The following is a 19382-nucleotide window of genomic DNA, read 5'->3' as shown; positions in this document are numbered from 1 at the left end:
ATGCGTAACAGTTTTATATATACCATACTAGGCGCGGCGCTGTTACTCGGCACCTCCTGTGAAAAAGAGATCGATCTTAATCTGAACGGCAATGACAACAAGCTGGTGATCGAGGCTGTGCTGACAGATACCAAAGGAGACTGTGTTGTGAAGCTCAGTCGCACCAAAGATTTTGCTGCAGACAACTCCTTTGCAGGCGTATCCGGCGCAAAGGTGCAGATCTATCATAACGGCGACACCACATTGCTGACTGAAACGTCAACAGGTGTATATGTTGCACCTGAACTATCCGGCACCAGCGGTAATACCTATGGATTGCTGGTTACCCTTGGCAATGAGCAGTATACCGCAACGTCTTATATGCCATCAAAGGTGCCGATGGATTCTTTGTCTATCGTAGAGGAAGATCTTTTCGGGGATATCACCAAAGTGGCCAATGTCAGCTTCAAAGATCCTGCAGGAGAAACAAATTACTACCGTTTCCAGCAGTTCATCAGGGGCACAAAAGTAAAACGCTACTATGTGCGTAATGATGATCTTACCAACGGTAACGATATCAATACCCGCTTGTACATCCTGGGGGAAGATGATGATGACCACGAGTATGACATTAACAGCGGGGATGAGATCACCGTGGAAATGCTGAATATTGATGCTGCGGTGTATAAGTATTTCTTCAGTCTTAGCAGCAGTGCTACCGGCGAGAGTGAGTCCGCTACACCTGCAAACCCTGTAAGTAATATTTCGGGGAATGCAATTGGGTATTTCAGTGCACAAACGGTAGAGAGGAAGACGATTAAAGTACCTTGATAACTTTTTTAGGGGCGCCGGCCACGATTTCTGTATGAGATCGTGGCCGGCGTCGTTTTTGAATGCAGGAAACAAACAAAGGCATCCCCGGTAATCGCCCCCTTTGGGGTCGTCTTGTTTGTAGCCCGGGGATAAATCCCCGGGAATCGATACGTTCCCCTCAAGTTGGTTTCCTGCGGGAATGTACCCGGTAGAGATCCAGTAGAGATTCGGTGGAGGCTATATCCTATAGGCCCATTACTATAGCATTATAGGCACTTCCTATAGCCACGGCTATAGAAAAGTGCCTGTAATGTAGGACCAGAGAGCCTATAGGATAAAGCCTCCACTGAATCTCCACTATACCTACAAGCCGCTGATCCCGGGTTGATTTATACTTTGTTATTTGTAAATTTGTGATCCGCAATCTGTTAACGTGAAGAAGACATCGCACCCAATACCCTTTTATTCGCTGGAGCCTTATGCCATTGGCGGAATGTATATAGAGGAACTGCCCGTAGATTTTCCGGAGGCCACCCAACCTCACCAGGATGATCACTACCTGTTCGTGTTACTGACGGCTGGAAAGGGTAAACTGGAAATAGAAAAGGAAACTTTTCAATGTGAAGCGCCGGCGCTGGTTGTGATTAAACCACTACAGGTCCATTTCTCAACGCGGCCGAGCGCACCGACTGGCTGGGCCATATCCTGTGCACCCTTTCTGATTCCCAATGCATTAGCCGCCGTTCTGCCGGGCCTGGACATCAGGCAGCAATATGTGCCACTGACAAATGCAGAAGACCTGTTCCAGATAGCTGCTGTGCTGCAGACAGCGTTCAACACTTCCTGTACAACCAACAAGCATAAACCGGCCATTCTGAAAGGATTGGGGGAGGCTTTCTTTCACCGCATCCTGCCGGAACTTGAAATGGCACAGGATAAGACGATACAACTGAAAGGACAACCAGCTGTTATTACCCGGCAGTTCATGCAACTATTGCAACAGCAGCCTACCGGACAGACGCCCGCCTACTTTGCCCGGCAGATGCATATTACAACCGCCCATCTGAATGACTGCGTGCGGGAGACTACAGGCTTCCCCGTTACCTACTGGCGCCAGTATGCCATGCTTCACGTAGCTAAAAGATTACTATACTATACGGATAAACCTGTCAAGACTATTGCCTGGGAGCTAGGATTTGAAGATCATACCTATTTTTCCCGCCTGTTCCGTAAACTGACAGGGGAAACTCCCGGGGCTTTCCGGAACAAATTCCACGAATAGTCCAATACCTTCCTTTTTGCCTCCAACTATTACCGCGTTTTCCGGCCTTTCTTTGCCCTAAAATCACAAGTATGGAAACACTACTTAGAAAGAGCTGTGAAGTCATAAAAGAAGCCGGAAAATCGCTCAAAAACGCACAGGTACCTTCTGCCAGAGCAGGAGACCGGGAGAAGCTGGTGCAGCAATTCAGGGCAATCAATGCATTTTCCACTCACATTATCCGTGCAGGACTGCTAACTATAGCACCCGATATTCCCTGGTCTGATGCGGAATTTGATACCACCAGGCAAAAAGATCCGGCCCTGGGCCGTATGTATTGGGTATGCGATCCCATGGACGGGGCCATACACTTCCTGCAGGGCTTTTCCCCCTGGTGCATCTCGCTGGTGCTCATGGAGAATGGCAGCGCTGCTTTTTCTATCGTTTATGATCCTGTAAGGGATGAAATGTTTACTGCCCTCCGGGGACAAGGCGCCTGGCTGAATGGAGAGAAGCTCAGGGTCAACGTCCGCAATACCATCCAGGACGCCATTCTGGCAACAGCTCATCCCAATCAGCCCCTGAAAGAGAAAAAGGAGACGACCCTGCTGCTGACCAGCCTGGGGAAACTATTGCCAAAAGCGGGTGCTGTCAGGATGCTGGGCCCCTCTTCCCTCCAACTGGCCTATGTAGCTGCTGGTAGACTGGACGCATTCTGGGAATATGGGGCGGATGTCTATGACTGGCTGGCAGGTGCCCTTATGGTGGAAGAAGCTGGCGGAAAGGTACAGACCATTGTAGGTGAGGCCTTCGGCTTGGAGACCAATACCGGTATACTGGCCGGCAATGAGGAGCTGGTAGGATTACTGGAGGAAGAAATGCCTGTAGAATGGGATATTTTCAGCTGTAAGATGTAACAAAATTAGCCCATTAACTATTACCGGGTCCTTGAAGCCTCCCAGCCTATCATTGCCAATTTACGGGTACTCCCCCAGTGATATTCACCAAATTCGCCATTGGACCTGATCACTCTGTGACAGGGAATGAGAAAAGCCACTGGATTATTTCCCACTGCTGTTCCAACCGCCTGGTAAGCCCGTTCTGCGTGGGCAGCAGCAGCCACCTGCCCATAGCTGGACAGTTCTCCCATAGGAATCTGCAGCAATGCTTCCCAGACCTTCAGCTGAAAAGGAGTGCCCTTCAGGTGCAGTTTCACCTGCTCCAGCGTATTCCAGTCCTGCGTAAAGAAGTACAATGCATTCTGCTGGATCAGATCCAGTATCTGCTGGAACCGGGCGTTGGGAAATTGTTCCTGCAGATGCCGGAAGGCCTGTTCCTGGTCTTCCTCAAATGCGAGGTAGCACAGTCCCTTGGGAGTGGCCGCCAGGATGAGGGGCCCAAAAGGGCTTTCGGCAAAACTGTAGTTGATGGACAGGGCTTCTCCCCCGTTTTTGTATTCGCCCGGGGTCATCCCTTCAATTTTCATAAAAAGATCATGTAACCTACCGGTTCCGGAAAGGCCTGTTTCCAGAGCAGTATCAAAAAGGGAAGCCTGTTTCTCTTTTAATAGCGACTTGGCATATTCCACACTGAGATATTGTGTGAATTTTTTGGGGCTGACACCTGCCCATTCGGTGAACATACGCTGAAAATGATATGGGCTGAGGTACACATTTTCAGCCACTTCCTCCAATGAAGGCTGGCTCTTAAAGTTCATTTTCAGGTATTCAATTGCCCTGGCAATCCGTTCATAATTTGTTAATTCCTGAGAAATCATATCTATTTCATTTACAATACAAAAATAGACATTCCGGTTTATGACATAAACCCGGTTCTTGCGGAGTTCATTACACTAATTTTACCGTAATTTTGCCCCCTGATTATGAACACGAACTTGCCAATATTCGATATTCCATCGACGATCCGCTATTACCTGTCGCTTGACAAAAAAGTGACACAGAGTTTCGGGATGGATAAATACGATGAGCTGCTTCACCCGAATAATTTTGCTGTACTGAGCAATGAGGGAAGCGTGAAGAGTGGTCCTCCCATCAGGACTGATCATTATGCGATTATTCTGTGCATCAGGGGCACCTGTCAGAAAACGATCGGCGCCTTTACTTTTGATGTAGGCCCAAAATCCCTGCACATCGTATCACCTAAACATACTACTTCTTTTGATAATGCTTCCGACGACCTGTTACTGTACATGGTGATGTTCAAGAAGGAGTTTATCACAGATGCTTTTATCAAGCAAAGCGCGCTTGATCCGCTGATAGATCTCAATCCTTCCTGTGCGCCGGTGTATACATTGTCAGAACCGCATTTCCAGAAGACAAAGTCACTCTTTGAAAGGATAGACCAGGAATACCGCGAAAGCAATCCATTCTTTCTGCAGATTGTACGCTTGCAGGTGGTGGAGCTGTTGTATGAAGTGAACCGCGCATTTGAAAAATGCCAGGAGAGCCGTCCTAACCATCAGCTGACAAGGCAGTATGCCACTTTTGTTAGTTTCCGGGACCTTGTGGAGGAGCACTTCCTGGATAAAAGAACGGTCCAGGAGTATGCTGATATGCTGCACATTACTGCCAAACATCTGAGTGAGATTGTTAAACAGGAAACCGGTAAAAATGCGTTGCAGATCATTCACAGCCGCTTATACCTGGAGGCGAAACTGCTGCTGTCTACTTCTACGCTCAGTGTGAAGGAAATATCTGATCAGCTGAACTTTGATACCAGCTCACACTTCAGCCGTTTCTTCAAGAAGTTTGCAGATGAGAATCCGTCTGATTTTAAAAAATTATCTGTCGCATAATACATCTTCTATCGCATAAAATACAAATAGGGCCTTTCAGACGAAAGGCCCTATTCCATTTGATTATAAACCCCTTAACAATTATGTCCTGTTTGTCCTATGCTTATCCTAAATTATCCTATGTTTCTGCTTATAATTTGAAAGTGTATGCTACTCTTAATCCTATCAGATTAGCTGCATCTCCCCCGTCAACAAACTTTGAGTTACCGTCAAACTTCACGCCTGCATCCAGGTAACTGCCTTTGCCAAGCGGGATCAGGTAACCAATTTGTGGGCTGTAGGTGAAGGCCGCTGTCTTATAACCGGTTGGACCATTTGTTATAAAATTGACACCGGCCTGTCCCTGTACATACAGATTATTACTCTGGAAAGGATAATACCTTAAGCCTGCTTTCACGGGAATCCACTGTAAATCATCGAGACCAGGTACATCATCCGCGAAGACATTTGCAAATCCTGCATTCAGGTTCACGTATAATGTTTTCTTGATGATGGCATAATCTGCCTGTACAGAACCGCCTAAAGACCACTTGTAAAAATCGCTAAAGTTCCCAACTGGTATTCCTGCTTCCGGACCAACACTCAAAGAGAATGAAGGTCTTTGTGGTTCACTGTTGCCTTTCGTTTGTGCCTTTACTCCTGCTGCTACTGCCAATACCAATGCTAATGTCGTAATGCCTGTCTTAATTATCTTTTTCATCGTCTTTCGTTTTAATCTTGTTCTGTTAATCTTTTGTTCTTCTATTGTTCTTCTGTCTATCTATTCTGTTTATCGCAGCGCTGTATAAATCTGATGACACAAAATTATGTCGCGATACATTGTGCATCAATCCCAAAAAGGCGGATAAAAAAACCAATTTTTCTGCTTCTAATAAAAATTTTAGATGAGCAGAAAAATTGGTTTCTTAAACCGTGATATTGGTTTTTAATATACCCTTCTGAGGTACTACATTTGTGACGCAAAACACGAAAAATAATTACAGTAATAAACAGTTGTAGGTTTAGGTAGAAACGGGTGTAATCATACATCCGTTTATTTTTTTTAGACGGTGTTATTCACCGGTTGGCACCGAAGGCTACGAACATACAGCCCTCCCTGAGGCGAGGCTAATCACCTGACCTTCTCTTCAGGTTTTAATCTCATCTTCATATGTAACGGTAATATCAGCTACTACCCCTATATCAATATGCTAAATTACAGGCCGTTATTCTTCCGGTCCTTTTCATCGTTCCCCTGGCGAGCACAATATTGATCTCTGCCAGTACTTCCTTTTCTGCAAAAAATCCGTCGACTTTCAGGGGCTGATAACCAGGCCGGGTAACAGTAAAGGTGTGTGTACTTTTCAGTCCCAGGTATAGGGTAAAGCTGCCTGAGGTGTCGGCAGTAACAGTCTTTGCTCCGTCTTCCATGGTGATGACTACCCCGGAAAGAGGCATAAGAGAATCTTTCCCCGGCAGGATCTTCTGTTCGAATACACGTCCTTTCAGAACAGCGATAGTGGTGTCCGGCTCCGGACCACAATTGAAAAAAGTTACCCTGCTTTCATAAACAGTTGAACAGCCAGGAAGGGTTGCCCCCAGGAAGATATAGGGGAGCAAGGAGCGAAATAGCATCATGACTTCATAAATTAATATACGAGGGCTTCCCTACGGTTTTTCCACCATAGCGTCCATTCCAAACGTAGAAGGGCGCACGCCTCTGTGCTTTGTTAAGATACGGTTGATGTGTTCTCTTGTCTACCGATTCCGGTTCACCTCCAGTCTCTCCGATAGCATATTACTGCGCAGCAGCCGGTTTTTTGATCAGTTTAAGCTTCTGGCTGATAATGTACTGCTGCCTTGTTTATTGGCATGTCTTTCAATTAGCTTTCTCCGTAGCTCTCCGAATGCCGGGCTACTGTTATAAAGGTACACTAAAAAGGATAACAAGGGGTCTTTATCTTTTCAGGCGGGAGGCTGCAAACAATATAAGAGCGATCACGAGCAGCGCCCACAATATTTCACGTAAGCTGCTTCTTTGCATGATGATCTGTTTTAACCTGGTCATTTTGATATTGCTGTTTGTTTGGGTGTTAAAAAAATAATGGTCTGGAAAAGGAGCGTCAGAAAGCTCCTTTCCCAGACCATCAAAATACATGTAAGCCATCAGATACTTGTCTTTACGGACTTATATCACAACCGAAATATCCGTACTTCTACGCAGCATCTTCAGCGTATCTACGCTTATTTAACTCATTATAAGAAAGTAATTTGCATACACATCGGACAGGAATTTCACTTTGGCAAGTTTCGCTCTGTGTATGTATGGAGCGGAACTTGTAAAGTGGAATTATCATTACCAGATAGTGATAAAAGAGGCGTTTCCGTTAGCTACCTGTGCATAAATGATACCCAGCTGGTTTTTGGGACCTGGAGCCTGATTGCCAGAGAAGGTATAAGGACCATAGGTCGTTCCGTTATTGGTGTACGTTACGGTTTGCGGAGCATTACCAATGTAAAAGATATGCCAGGCAATATCGCCATAAGGACTACCGGTTAGCACGCCATCAGTTTCATAAGCAAAAGGCTTTGCCGCTGCCTGTTTTGCAGGAACTTTTAATGAGTGGCTGTTGGCGGCATTCAGTCCGGAAAAAGAAAGGGTAAGGCACAATGAAAGTGCAAAGAGGAAAACTTTTTTCATAAGATAAAATGTAATTCGGGTTAAAAAATAATTCATATACAATATATGATTATTTCTTAATAATAACAAGGTTATTATATCAACAATACTCACATTTTTTTTTCTCCATTTCAGCTATATTTTTTCTTCGCTGCACTTGCAAGCAAAACGCCAATACCCACCACAGCAAGGACAACCGCAGCTTTCAGCAATGTATTTCTCTTAGTGGCAGCAGGAACAAATTCAACACCACTGATGCCGGCAACAGCAGGGTCCTGTGAATAACGGCCGCCTACCGGCACCGCTTTTTCCCTGAAATGATCTGCCAGTTCCTGCAATGCTTTCAGCGCTTCACCTTCCATAGGTTTTCCATGCCCGGTAGCTACAACTGATGGTTGTAAAGAGGCAAGCGTCTGAACGGATTTTTCTGCTGCGCCCCAGTCATACGTAAAGTAACGTGGAGGACCCGAAAGCTTCTTTTCCTGTTTCAGTACGGACAATAATGATTCCTGCTGTGTAGTCACGAAAGCATCTCCTGCCAGCAACACACCATCCTGTTCCCTGAACAGACTGATATGTCCCGGTGCATGGCCAGGTGTATGGAAATACTGCCACTCTTCCAGGCCCGGTATATTTCCTTGTTCCGGCAGCATTAGTAAACGGCCCCCAAGATCGATGGGGCCTGTTGGGTACAAAAACGAGAGAGTTGTAAACAATCCGCCGCCGGCGGTAGGATCTGGCGGCGGATAAGCAGAACGTCCGGTAAGGTAGGGCGCCTCCAGGTAGTGTGCATATACCGGGACATTCCATTCATCAGCAAGTTGCTTCACCGAGCCGGTATGGTCAAAATGTCCGTGTGTAAGGATAATAGCAACAGGTGTAGCCTGTGGCCAGAACAACTGCTTCGCCACTCTTTTGATCCTGCCTGCAGAAGTGGAGAGGCCCGTATCCAGTAGTACCCAGTGGTTGGTAGAGGCGTCATGTATAAAATAGACATTGACGATCTTGTCACGGAGTCCCCATACTCCCGGAGCTACATAAAACCATTCGTGCTTCGAGCATGCTTTGATTTTAACCAGCGTTTGTTGTTTTTTCATATTTAACGGAATTAACATGAACACTGGTTATTTCCTCTCAAAACTCATGCTGAGTCAGTCAGACACAGCCGTAATCAGTCCTCCGTACTTCCATCGTCCGCCATTCTCACCACTTTCGGGGAGAACTTAGCAACGATATCCACCAGGTCTTTCTGTGCTTCCATCACTACATTAATGTCCTTATAGGCCATAGGCGCTTCATCCAGACCAGCGCCGATCAATGTTACGCCATTGGCCTGCAATATAGCCTGCATTTCCTGTTGGGTAATATGCTGTATCGCGCTGGTACGGCTCATCTGCCGTCCGGCTCCATGTGAGGCGGAATTAATAGCCATTTCCTCTCCTTTACCTCTCACCAGGAATCCCGGAGCTGTCATTGATCCCGGAATGATCCCCATTACGCCCTTACCTGCCGGTGTGGCGCCCTTTCTATGCACGATCACTTCTTCTCCATTCCAGCTCTCTTTCCAGGCAAAGTTGTGATGGTTTTCCACTTTGGCCAACAGTTTACCTCCAATGGCCTTCGCCAGTTTATTGTGGATCACATCGTGGCAGGCGGAAGCATAATCACCGGCCAGATTCATTGCCAGCCAGTATTCCTGACCAGCCTGCGTATTCATATCCAGATAGGCAAGATTAGCTGCTTCCTTCGGTAGTTTACACAGTTCCTTGGCCAGCCGGGTATAATAACCGGCAATGGTGGCACCCATACCTCTGGAACCGGAGTGGGACAACAGTGCCAGGTATTTTCCTTTAGGTATGTTGAGTGGTTGATCGTCTGCTGCAAATTCAATGATACCCCATTCCACAAAGTGGTTACCTCCTCCGGAAGTGCCCAGCTGAGACCAGGCTTTATCTTTCAGGGTTTTGATGAAGGGGGTCATATTGAACTCATTCCGGTCCAGCACAGCATGTTCTGTCCTGTCCTTACCATGGTATCCGTGTCCTGCTCCAAAACGGGTATGGGCAATTAATTCCCGTTTATAGGTATCCGGGGTATGAAAGAAGTCTTCTTCAGTAATATCAAAGATGGACAAGGCCATACGGCAACCAATATCCACACCTACACCATAAGGGATCACCCCATTCTTTGTAGCCAGTACCCCTCCTATCGGTAACCCATATCCCTGATGCGCATCCGGCATCAAAGCCCCTCCTACCGTAACCGGCAGTCTCATGGCTGTTCTCATCTGTGTCAGCGCCCCTTCCGCAATATGTGCTGATCCATATACAGCGAATTCCTTCGCCGTATTGTTCAGAAAAATGGTTTCGTCAATCTCCTTTGCCTCTTCAATCATCTTTGTAGCCAGGTCTTCCAGTATCTCATGATCCAGGAAAGCTTCAGGTTTTTCAAGCAGGTCTTTCATCAGCGCCAGCACAGTTTCATATTCAGCTTCCTGATAATATTTTCCTATCACTTCAAGTGCTAAACCAAGTATTTTACTCTGCTGATAACCGATGGCCAACAGATCTTTACCGTTAATGCTGTTCATATGCATTTCTTATTAAGGTTATAATAATAATGCAATATTTGTGACTATATGCGCACTTTTTTTGCGCAGTTCCCAGCATTTTTGACATTCCTTTTAATCGATTTATTTTCAGCGCCTTATAGCAACTATATTCTGAAAGGCGAAGATCTCGAAAGCAGCCACATTATATTCTCCGAGGGCTTTCAGGCCATCGGGTAGCAGACGGTAGAATTCATATCCCGGCAATATATCTATGATATCCTTAAAGAAGGTGCGGGAAATCACATTCATCTCATTAAACTCAATTTGAATAACCTGGATCATTCCACTTTTAATGGCACGGCGGGCTCCTTTTAATACATTGAGTTCATTTCCTTCCGTATCTATTTTTAACAATGCAATCTCCGACAGCTGATAGTCTTCAATAAACTCATCAATAGTGGTCAGGTCAATGGTAATCTCTTCCACCTCACTCTTCCGAAAATCGGCGATCACCTCTTTATACATACTGGCATGCTCTGACCCCTTGTTCTCTATATAGTCGTAAATAAATGTGGTCTCAACATGCTCTCCCGCGCCCTTTTGAACAGGAATGAAATGGTGCATTGCCGCTGCCTCCTCCAGTTTATTATAAGCAACAGGATGCGGCTCAAACGCATATATAGGTAGCCGGACCTTTTTATTACGCAGCATGACAGAGTAATGACCAACATTAGCTCCTACGTCCAGGATCACACCTCTGCTGAACCGCCCGGTAGAGATCATATATTTCACAAAGGCATTCTCACCACTGATATGATCGTTTTCATGGTTCATGATACCCAGCCCTCTCATACTTAATTTATACAGTAGCAGGTTAATGGGATAAAGTGCCTTCCGGGCAAAAATAAAGACGTATACTTTTCTCAAAGCATCGGTAAATGGATTCATTGCTTAGTGTAGTTTTGTTGTGGTGGTGTTACAATTGTTCCTCCTGTCCTGTCATTATATTATATACAGGCAATCCTTTTATACATTCATATCTTTCAGATCCCGATAAGTAATTGAGGTTCCCTTTTCTATCCCGGCTTTCGCGAAAGCTGGAATAAACATACCCCTCTTCTGCACTGAGGGCCCTGAGAGCTCCCAGCCTGTTCTTCTTTACGAAATAAGCATTATTACCTATTGAATTGGAGCCTACAAAAGCATATCCCTTTTCTTCAGCTAATACGCATAATGCTTTCAGGGAGGCACCAAAATACAGGTGGCTATAATGGGCTTGCGCTCTTACAAAATCCGGTTTATAAGGCACCGTCACTGCTCTGTCAATACCGAATACACTATTATACTCCACTACGACTATTACAGGATCAACGATATTAATAGCCTTCCATACCCAATAGTCGTTACCATCAATGTCGACAGACAGTAGCCCTATTTCTCCCTTCAGCCCCTGCCTTTCGATCAGGTCATTGATATTTTCAGCTGTAATGAATGCCTGCACTGCTTTCAGGTCATGCTGATAATAGATATCATCAGACATGATATAACGGATACTCTTTCCCGATCCATCTATTACAAGCCCCGACCAGTTGTTATATTTTAACAGGAAGCGTGTATTGGACTCAACATAGTTTTCCACACCAAACTCAATAAAGGTAGTTTCGGGGATGTATACTTTATTAATGAGATATTGAATAATACCATCATCTCCTGTCTGGGAGAAGACTTTAAACTCAGCGGATGAAATATTGTCAATAACCGGCAATTCCTTATTCTGCCGGGCGAGTAGCGTACCTAGTAACAGCAGGTCTGTTTGTTGTGCTTTTCTGGAGGTGTATAGAAAATGGTGTAAGACATTCACCAATTTCGTCATTCGTTTCATCAGGAACATGGTATGAATTGAGTAAGCGGAGCGCTCTCCTAAAATTTATTACCACATAAATACATATAATTACAATTATTGTTCATTTCGCGATAATTCATAACATATGCGTTCAGGTGCTTCTTTTGGCATACTCAATATGACAAAGGAGTCGTTCTGCCCTGCTTAACTTTTTTCGCAATTTTGCGCATATGATATTTTTGATTTAACTTGCCTCAGTCTGAGAATGCCGTAATCAATAAAAATCTGCAAAACTTGTTTGCATATAATGGTGCCCCAATCATTATAAGGTGTTTTATTGTCTCTACTTGATTGCCATTCCATGATTTCTAACGCGTCTTCACCACGATATTTTTTCAGCCTGGATGCTATAAGAGGACTTGCTGCCCTTATTGTCGTCTTATGCCACTGGCAGTTCTATTTTTATTCAGATCAGACTTTACAGACCAAACCTCTGGAAGAACTAGGGCTCCCTTTATTCCCCTACCTGTCAATTTTTTACCACCATGCGTTTTATGCAGTAGATCTTTTCTTTTTGTTATCAGGATTTATCTTCTTCTGGTTCTATGCGGATAAAATAGCTGACAGGAGAACGCCTTTCAATCACTTCATCTGTTACCGGCTCACCCGCCTGTACCCTGTTCACTTTATCACCCTGTTATCGCTGATATTGCTGCAATACATTATGGTCAGCATGAACGGGCACACCTTTATTATTCAGAATAATGATGCCCGGCACTTTCTGTTAAATCTGTTCGTAATACATAGCTGGGGGTTTGAGAGCACACCAGCCCTCAACGGATTTAACGGTCCTTCCTGGTCAGTATCTGTAGAACTGCTCTTATATCTGCTGTTCTTCCTTATCAGCCGGAAAAGGTTACATCATCATAAAGGGCTACTGCTGGCTATCGTAGTGGCAGGCGCTATTATACAACATTTTTATTCTATGATAGGCCAGGGCATCTATTCATTCTTCATCGGGGGACTCGCCTATCATTTTTATGCATGGCTTATTAAAAGAAAAAACTTACGCAGGGTCACCACTATTGTAACTGTCACGGCTGTTATATTATGGACGATCGCGCTGACCGAATATGCATTCTCCTATATCAGGGATTTTTCACTGATATTGATGAAGAAGGTACTACCCGGTAAAGACGAAACATTTGACATGGCCTTGTACGACCTGTCCAGGAACACTTTCTTCAGAACGGTCATATCTCCTGTTACTATTCTAACACTTGCATTATCTGAAACCACAAGGGGAAGTCTGAAGGTAAAATGGGCGCTGGTATTGGGGAATGCCAGTTATGCATTATACCTGATCCATTTCCCGTTAATGGTATTCTTCTTTATTGCGGTCGATACGCTGGGGATTAGCAGGGAGGTCTTTCATTCACCGTTTACAGTACTCCTTTTTTATGCAGTGTTGATTCCACTAAGTATTCTTACTCATTATTATTATGAACTACCTCTACAGGAAATGTTCAGGAAGCGGCTACTAAGAAAACCAGCACCTGGTCTTATTACTGTTGTCAATAATCAGATCACTACATAACGCAGGTTATCCGTATGAGGTAGCAAACGTTACCACCTTGTTTTATTAATCGAAATCAGATATGATAGCTAAATTCTATTTATTGTTATTAATTACCCTGGTCCTTCTTACAAGCTGTATCAACACTAAAAAGATCACTTATTTCAATGACCTCGAAAAAGCAACCGGAACAGCATCTGCGAACAGGTTGCAGGCACTTCAAGTACAACCCGGAGATATATTACAGATCACTATTACAACGATCGATAAAGATATTTCTCTCATACTAAACCCCGCAGCGGTCAATTCATCTCATGTATCTCCCGATGGTATGGACGCCGGGTATATTGTAGACAGTACGGGTTATATAAACCTTCCCATGATCGGTAAAGTTTATGTAAAGAATAAAACCACCACTGAAATAAATGATATCATCACACAGGAGTTAAACAAAACGATCCGTAATCCTTATGTGTCGACCCGTATTGCCAATTTCCGCATCTCGGTATTGGGAGACGTGGCCCGGCCTGGATCCTACCGTGTATCCGGCGAAAGGGCGTCGGTGCTGGATGCTTTAAGTATGGCGGGTGATATGAATATAACGGCACTCCGGAACGATATCATGATCATCCGCGAAGTGAATGGAGAGAAAACATATGCATCGCTGAACCTGAACAATGGTCAAACGCTCGCTTCCCCTTATTACTATCTGCATAATAATGATGTAATATATGTAAAACCAGGTCCTAACAAACAGTTCAATACCTCTAAGATAGTACAGCTGTTACCTGCAGCTATCGGCATTCTGTCATTGATCACCACCATTGTTATTGTTTCCGTAAAATGATACCGCAAATGAACCGTAATAAAGACTTAAATAATAAAAATGTCATCATAGATCTTGGCGATCTGTTCAAAAAACTGTTATTCCACTGGCCACTGTATCTCATTGTACTACTGTTAGCAGCAGGCGGTGCATTTGCCTATCTCAAGTACGCACTGCCAAGATATATGTCGAGCGCCAAACTATATCTCAAAGATGAAAAGAAGAACGGTGAGGAAACAGATCTGCTGAAGTCTCTATCCCTCTTCAACAGTGGAAAAAACATCGAAAATGAGATGGAAGTATTAAAGTCTCCTATCCTTGTAGAAAAGGTAATCCGTGATAATCGTTTTAATGTACGCTATTATGTGAAAGGTACTTTCCGCAACGAGGAGATCTATGAACAGAACCCGCTTACCTTGAATTTCCTGGGCGATAGCACCAATATGGGCAATTATATTTTTGATGTCAGGGAAGACAACAAGCTCCTGCAGGTTAAGTGGGTGAACGAGCAGCACGATGACAATCGCAGCACTTTCAACGTCCATTCTGGCGAACCTTTTATGGTGAACAATAAACAGTTCAGCATTTCTTTCGACCCAACAGTGCCGGACGCCGCCAGGAATACTTACCGGATACAGATCGACTCTGTGGAGGAACTGGCTTATAAGAAAATAGAAGACATTGGTACTGCACTGGTCAACAGGGATGCTACTGTTGTGATGGTGACCTATGAAGACAGAATAGCCTCCCGCACTGCCCATTTTCTGACCGCACTGCTGGACACCTACAATGAATATACCCTTGATGACAAGAACCAGGTAGCGCTCAAAACTATCCGCTTTCTCAATGTACGTATCGACTCCCTTAAAGACGAACTGGGATTACTTGAAAAACAGGAAGAGCAGTTTAAGGTACAACGTGGCATCACAGATATAGAAGGTAGTTCCAAATTAGCATTGGATCAGGTAAAAGAAGCCGATCTGAAACTGAACGATGCCAATATGCAGCTGTCAGTATTTGATCAGGTAGAATCTTACATTAATGACCCAGGCACAGACTATCCCTTTGCACCGGTACTAGGCAATGTAGACCAGGCATTGACAGGTATGATCAACCGATATGAAGAATTGCTGAAAGAGAAGAAAAGGCTTTCTCTCTCCCTGCAACCGAACAGTATGATCCTGCAGAATACAGATGCCCAGATCGTTGATGCAAAGAACACGATCAGGAACTATATTTCCGGCTATAAACGTAACGCCGGTGTAGCGCAGAGCCAGATGCAAACCAAGGTGAACCAGATACAGGCCAAGATCGCCAATATCCCGGCTTATGAACGCGAGTACATCAATATCAAACGACAGCAGGGTGTAAAGGAGAACCTGTATCTGCACCTGTTGAAAAAGAAAGAGGAAGCCGCTATCTCCTACGCCAGTAATGTTACCGACAATAAAGTACTCGCCCCGGCATTTGTACCGTCCAAACCCGAATCACCTAAAAAGACACTGGTATATGTCGGTTTCCTTGCTGCGGCCCTGGTACTCTGTACAGTATACGTCTATATTAAATATTTCCTCAACAATAAAGTACTTGATAAATCAGAAATAGAACAAGCCTTTGGCAGGCCGGTAATGGCAGAGATCTACCAGGATGAGACACAGGGAAAAGATATGTCGCTGCATAACAGGTCGATATTGCTGGAGCAGATCTTTAATCTTCGTACCAACCTGCGCTTCCTGTTGAGTGAACATAACAGTTCGGCTACCATCATGATCACCTCCAGTATTTCCGGTGAGGGAAAGACCTTTATGACAGCACATCTGGGCAATGCGCTCACCGTCAACAATAAAAAGGTGGTGTTGCTGGAACTCGATCTGCGCAAACCGAAATTATCCCGCTCCCTCGGACTGGACAACCAGGTTGGCGTGACCAGTTACATGGTAGAAAGCAAAACAATAGATGAGATCATCAAAAAGGTACCCGGAACGGAGGGCCTACACCTGATCTCCTCCGGTCCTATTCCACCCAATCCTGTTGAGCTCATTGAAAGTAATCGTATGAAGGCATTGCTGGAAACATTAAAGCAACGCTTTGATTATATCATCATTGATACAGCCCCCATCGGCATCGTGTCAGATTCGAAGAGTCTTGCACCGTATGTGGACTGTACCCTCTTCATGGTACGCTACAACTTTACACTGAAGTCCAAGATGACTGCTGTAGCAGAAAATGTAAGGGAGAGCTTCTTCCGGAAAACGGGCGTTATTTTCAATGGTATTGAGCAGGACTCCTTCTATCCTTACTACTATTACGATCATTACTCTTACGCTGAGAATGGCAATAAAACTAAGGTATGGTCAACATTTGCTAAAAAAATGAAACAGCGGATTGCATAAGATATTTAAAAATAGCGGTTGGTTGCTGGTAGATAAACTTGCCAGGTTGTTCATAGGTCTCATCACTATCGCAACGATAGCCCGTCATATCGGGCCGGAGGCTTTTGGCATATGGAACTATGCCATTGCCTTAACGGCGATAGTGGGCAGTCTTGCCATACTGGGACTTGACAAGGTGGTCGTAAAAGAAATAGTATCCCATCCGGAAAGACAGGACAGCATCATTGCTTCTACACTGGCCATACGTTTCACAGCCGGCATTGTTGCCTTCCTTTTCTGCGCAGCTATCGTGTTTGCTACGAAACAGCATTCACAGGTATACCTGTATTGTACAATCATCACAGCATTGAATATTATCCTGCTGAGTTTCGATGTATTCGACTATTTCTACCAGGCGAAAAATGAAGTACAGAAGGTCATTATTCCAAAGGTCAGTTTCTTTGTAGCCTTCTGCATCATAAAAATTGTATTTGTCTACCTCGATGGCACCCTGCTTCATTTTGTATGGCTGTCATTTGCGGAATTGTTACTAACCTATCTTACCATACTGGTCTTTTACCTAAAAGAAGGACATCGCCTTTTTACGGCTATCAGTTTATCAGAGATAAAACACCTCTTCCTGCATAGCTGGCCACTGATGTTCACAGGTATATTGATCCTGCTGTATGTGAAGGCAGATCAGCTGTTACTCGATACATTGGGTACTTCTGTACAACTGGGAGAATATGCGGCAGCAGCAAGAATATCCGAGCTATGGTACGCACTACCTACAGTATTGGCAACCGCCCTACTACCCGGATTAATATCCAAAAGGCATGAGGACACCTCCTCTTATCTGCAAGCAATGGAAAGATGGTTAAGATTGTCGTTCTGGGTAAGCCTGGCCATTGCAGTAGTAATGACCTTTTCATCTGCCAGGGTCACTCAGGTATTATATGGCGCTCAATTTCCGAAGTCGGGGATCATTCTTTCCATTCATATCTGGGCCAACATTCCGGTGTTTCTGAGTACAGCTTTAATGCAATACCAGCTGATAGAGGGTGCATACAAAACGAACCTGTATGCCAGCTGTGCCGGACTTGTCGTGAACATTGCTATCAACATCCTGCTCATTCCCTCTATGGGAGGAGTAGGAGCTGCCATAGCCACCGTTGCATCCTACATGGTGGTGGTATCCACGCTGGTGGTAATAGACAAAACAGGACAATTGATAACACTCATACAAAGAATGTTGTCTCCCGCATTGGCACTGGCAGATACAAGATATATGATCGACGCATTGAAACTATTTGCAGACAATTTCCTAACCGTAATACGTGAAAAGCATTTGACCAAATGACGAGTGTAAAAAAAATAATTGCCACGCTAGCCTCAAGAGTTGCCCCACAGATCCGGTATCTCGCGCCTGCCTATAGTTCAGAGGGAGAAGATCTTATACTGAAGAGGATATTTGATAACAAGACCAATGGTATTTATGTGGATGTAGGAGCACATCATCCGTTCCGCGTATCGAATACTTACTTGTTCCATAAAATGAAATGGACAGGTATTAACATAGATCCCATGCCTGGTTCGAAAGCTTTATTTGACAGGTACCGCCCACAAGATGTCAACCTGGAAATGGGCGTATCTGCTACCAGGCAACAACTGACCTACCATATTTTCAATGAACCGGCTTTAAACACGTTCTCTTCACATAAGGTAGAAGAGTATACACAGGATCCGAAATATCGTGTGATAAAACAAAAGAAAATCGAAACATGGCCATTGGCAGACATCCTGGATCACTATCTGCCTGCCGGCAGGTCCATTGACTTTCTAACCATTGATGCTGAAGGACTGGATATGGATGTGCTGCGGTCCAACAACTGGAAAAAGTACAGACCCACCTACATACTGGTTGAGTCTGATCCTTTCCTGCTTTCTGACATGCAGCATTGTGAGTTGGGACAATTCATGCACCAGGCGGGATATGCCATTTTCGCAAAAACCTATTATACCTATTTTTTTAAAAACATGCATCATGAGTAAGTTATATGTCCAATATGGTTGTGGTCCTTTTTCAGCGCCCAAAGGCTGGAAGAATTTTGATGCATCGCCTACCCTCCGCCTTCAGCAGTTACCGTTAATAGGTAGTCTGTTAAAGAACAGAATGCACGTCGCATTCCCCGAAGATGTACTGCTGGGAGATATCCTGAAAGAACTACCCGGCATTGCCCCTGATTCCTGCGATGGCATATACTGTTCTCATGTACTTGAACACCTCGCGTATGATGACTGCCTGCTGGCCATCCGTAATACCTGGCAAATGCTGAAGCCCGGCGGCTACTTCCGTTGTGTGGTGCCAGACCTGGAAAGCGCCGCGAGAGAATATGTGCAGGACCTTACCAACAACGATCAGGAGGCCAATACAAAGTTCCTGGAGAAAACGATGCTGGGAAAAAAACAAAGATTACGTGGATTGAAGGGATTGCTGCAAACTACCCTGGGTAACCGGGAACACCTGTATATGTGGGATACGCCCTCCCTTTCCAATATACTACAACAGGCAGGTTTTAGTCATGTGCGGACCTGTCGCTTTAATGATTGTCCGGATGAAATGTTCAGGCTTGTAGAAGAGGCATCGAGATTTGAAAACGCAGTTGCACTGGAAGCTATAAAATAAC

General features: G+C 44.7%; 19 protein-coding genes. 10 read left to right on the top strand and 9 right to left on the bottom strand.

The genetic code is table 11. The annotated features are described in order from the left end of the window. The 3 genes from CLV42_RS12155 to CLV42_RS12145 all read left to right on the top strand — a co-directional run bounded on the left by CLV42_RS12155 (position 1) and on the right by CLV42_RS12145 (position 2970). Positions 1-810: a DUF4249 domain-containing protein gene (locus CLV42_RS12155; RefSeq protein ID WP_170117478.1), complete on the top strand. Its 810-nt coding sequence runs from the start codon at positions 1-3 to the stop codon at positions 808-810. A gap of 415 nt (positions 811-1225) precedes the next feature. Then, positions 1226-2074: an AraC family transcriptional regulator gene (locus CLV42_RS12150; protein ID WP_146154369.1), complete on the top strand. Its 849-nt coding sequence runs from the start codon at positions 1226-1228 to the stop codon at positions 2072-2074. Between the two features lie 71 nt (positions 2075-2145). Further along, a complete protein-coding gene (locus tag CLV42_RS12145; RefSeq protein WP_106602185.1) occupies positions 2146-2970 on the top strand; it encodes an inositol monophosphatase family protein in 825 nt (274 codons plus the stop codon). A gap of 20 nt (positions 2971-2990) precedes the next feature. Here the strand turns inward: CLV42_RS12145 and CLV42_RS12140 are convergent, their stop codons facing one another. Further along, positions 2991-3830: a methylated-DNA--[protein]-cysteine S-methyltransferase gene (locus tag CLV42_RS12140; protein ID WP_106602184.1), complete on the bottom strand. Its 840-nt coding sequence runs from the start codon at positions 3828-3830 to the stop codon at positions 2991-2993. A gap of 105 nt (positions 3831-3935) precedes the next feature. On the opposite strand from CLV42_RS12140, the gene CLV42_RS12135 reads away from it, so the two are divergent. After that, positions 3936-4868, top strand: a complete 933-nt coding sequence (locus CLV42_RS12135) for a helix-turn-helix domain-containing protein (protein ID WP_106602183.1) — start codon at positions 3936-3938, stop codon at positions 4866-4868. A 130-nt stretch (positions 4869-4998) separates the two neighbouring features. Here CLV42_RS12135 and CLV42_RS12130 read toward each other — a convergent pair whose 3' ends face one another. The 8 genes from CLV42_RS12130 to CLV42_RS12095 form a co-directional block, all read right to left on the bottom strand. Then, the gene (locus CLV42_RS12130) at positions 4999-5568 is read right to left on the bottom strand and encodes a hypothetical protein (RefSeq protein WP_106602182.1); all 570 of its coding nucleotides are present in this window, start codon (positions 5566-5568) and stop codon (positions 4999-5001) included. 482 nt (positions 5569-6050) lie between these two features. Then, positions 6051-6485 (bottom strand): carboxypeptidase-like regulatory domain-containing protein, encoded by a 435-nt coding sequence (locus CLV42_RS12125; protein ID WP_106602181.1) that lies wholly within the window; start codon positions 6483-6485, stop codon positions 6051-6053. Between the two features lie 319 nt (positions 6486-6804). Further along, positions 6805-7014 carry a hypothetical protein gene (locus tag CLV42_RS12120; protein WP_106602180.1) on the bottom strand — a complete coding sequence of 70 codons (210 nt, stop codon included), beginning with the start codon at positions 7012-7014 and terminating at the stop codon, positions 6805-6807. 189 nt (positions 7015-7203) lie between these two features. Then, on the bottom strand, positions 7204-7548 hold the full coding sequence (locus CLV42_RS12115; RefSeq protein ID WP_106602179.1) for a hypothetical protein: 345 nt from the start codon (positions 7546-7548) through the stop codon (positions 7204-7206). 110 nt (positions 7549-7658) lie between these two features. Beyond that, entirely contained in the window at positions 7659-8624 is a 966-nt protein-coding gene (locus tag CLV42_RS12110) for an MBL fold metallo-hydrolase (RefSeq protein ID WP_106602178.1), read from the bottom strand. 74 nt (positions 8625-8698) lie between these two features. Continuing rightward, positions 8699-10117, bottom strand: a complete 1419-nt coding sequence (locus CLV42_RS12105; RefSeq protein WP_317047993.1) for an RtcB family protein — start codon at positions 10115-10117, stop codon at positions 8699-8701. Positions 10118-10225: 108 nt separating this feature from the next. After that, the gene (locus CLV42_RS12100; protein ID WP_106602176.1) at positions 10226-11026 is read right to left on the bottom strand and encodes an FkbM family methyltransferase; all 801 of its coding nucleotides are present in this window, start codon (positions 11024-11026) and stop codon (positions 10226-10228) included. 28 nt (positions 11027-11054) lie between these two features. Beyond that, positions 11055-11960, bottom strand: a complete 906-nt coding sequence (locus CLV42_RS12095) for a hypothetical protein (protein WP_245901634.1) — start codon at positions 11958-11960, stop codon at positions 11055-11057. A 322-nt stretch (positions 11961-12282) separates the two neighbouring features. On the opposite strand from CLV42_RS12095, the gene CLV42_RS12090 reads away from it, so the two are divergent. The 6 genes from CLV42_RS12090 (at position 12283) to CLV42_RS12065 (ending at position 19381) form a co-directional block, all read left to right on the top strand. Then, entirely contained in the window at positions 12283-13518 is a 1236-nt protein-coding gene (locus CLV42_RS12090; RefSeq protein WP_106602175.1) for an acyltransferase family protein, read from the top strand. 61 nt (positions 13519-13579) lie between these two features. After that, a complete protein-coding gene (locus CLV42_RS12085; RefSeq protein ID WP_106602174.1) occupies positions 13580-14344 on the top strand; it encodes a polysaccharide biosynthesis/export family protein in 765 nt (254 codons plus the stop codon). An 8-nt stretch (positions 14345-14352) separates the two neighbouring features. Continuing rightward, complete coding sequence (locus CLV42_RS12080) at positions 14353-16716, top strand: GumC family protein (RefSeq protein WP_170117477.1); 2364 nt, start codon at positions 14353-14355, stop codon at positions 16714-16716. Beyond that, on the top strand, positions 16709-18055 hold the full coding sequence (locus CLV42_RS12075; RefSeq protein WP_106602172.1) for a flippase: 1347 nt from the start codon (positions 16709-16711) through the stop codon (positions 18053-18055). Before CLV42_RS12080 ends, CLV42_RS12075 begins: the two co-directional genes overlap by 8 nt. After that, complete coding sequence (locus CLV42_RS12070) at positions 18052-18747, top strand: FkbM family methyltransferase (protein ID WP_106602171.1); 696 nt, start codon at positions 18052-18054, stop codon at positions 18745-18747. Before CLV42_RS12075 ends, CLV42_RS12070 begins: the two co-directional genes overlap by 4 nt. Then, positions 18740-19381 carry a class I SAM-dependent methyltransferase gene (locus CLV42_RS12065; protein WP_106602170.1) on the top strand — a complete coding sequence of 214 codons (642 nt, stop codon included), beginning with the start codon at positions 18740-18742 and terminating at the stop codon, positions 19379-19381. Before CLV42_RS12070 ends, CLV42_RS12065 begins: the two co-directional genes overlap by 8 nt. The last annotated feature ends 1 nt before the right edge of the window (position 19382 follow it).

This window comes from Chitinophaga ginsengisoli (genome assembly GCF_003014595.1).
Classification (GTDB): domain Bacteria; phylum Bacteroidota; class Bacteroidia; order Chitinophagales; family Chitinophagaceae; genus Chitinophaga; species Chitinophaga ginsengisoli.
Note: the sequence above shows the minus strand (reverse complement) of the source record. Positions and strands in the feature narration are given on the sequence as shown.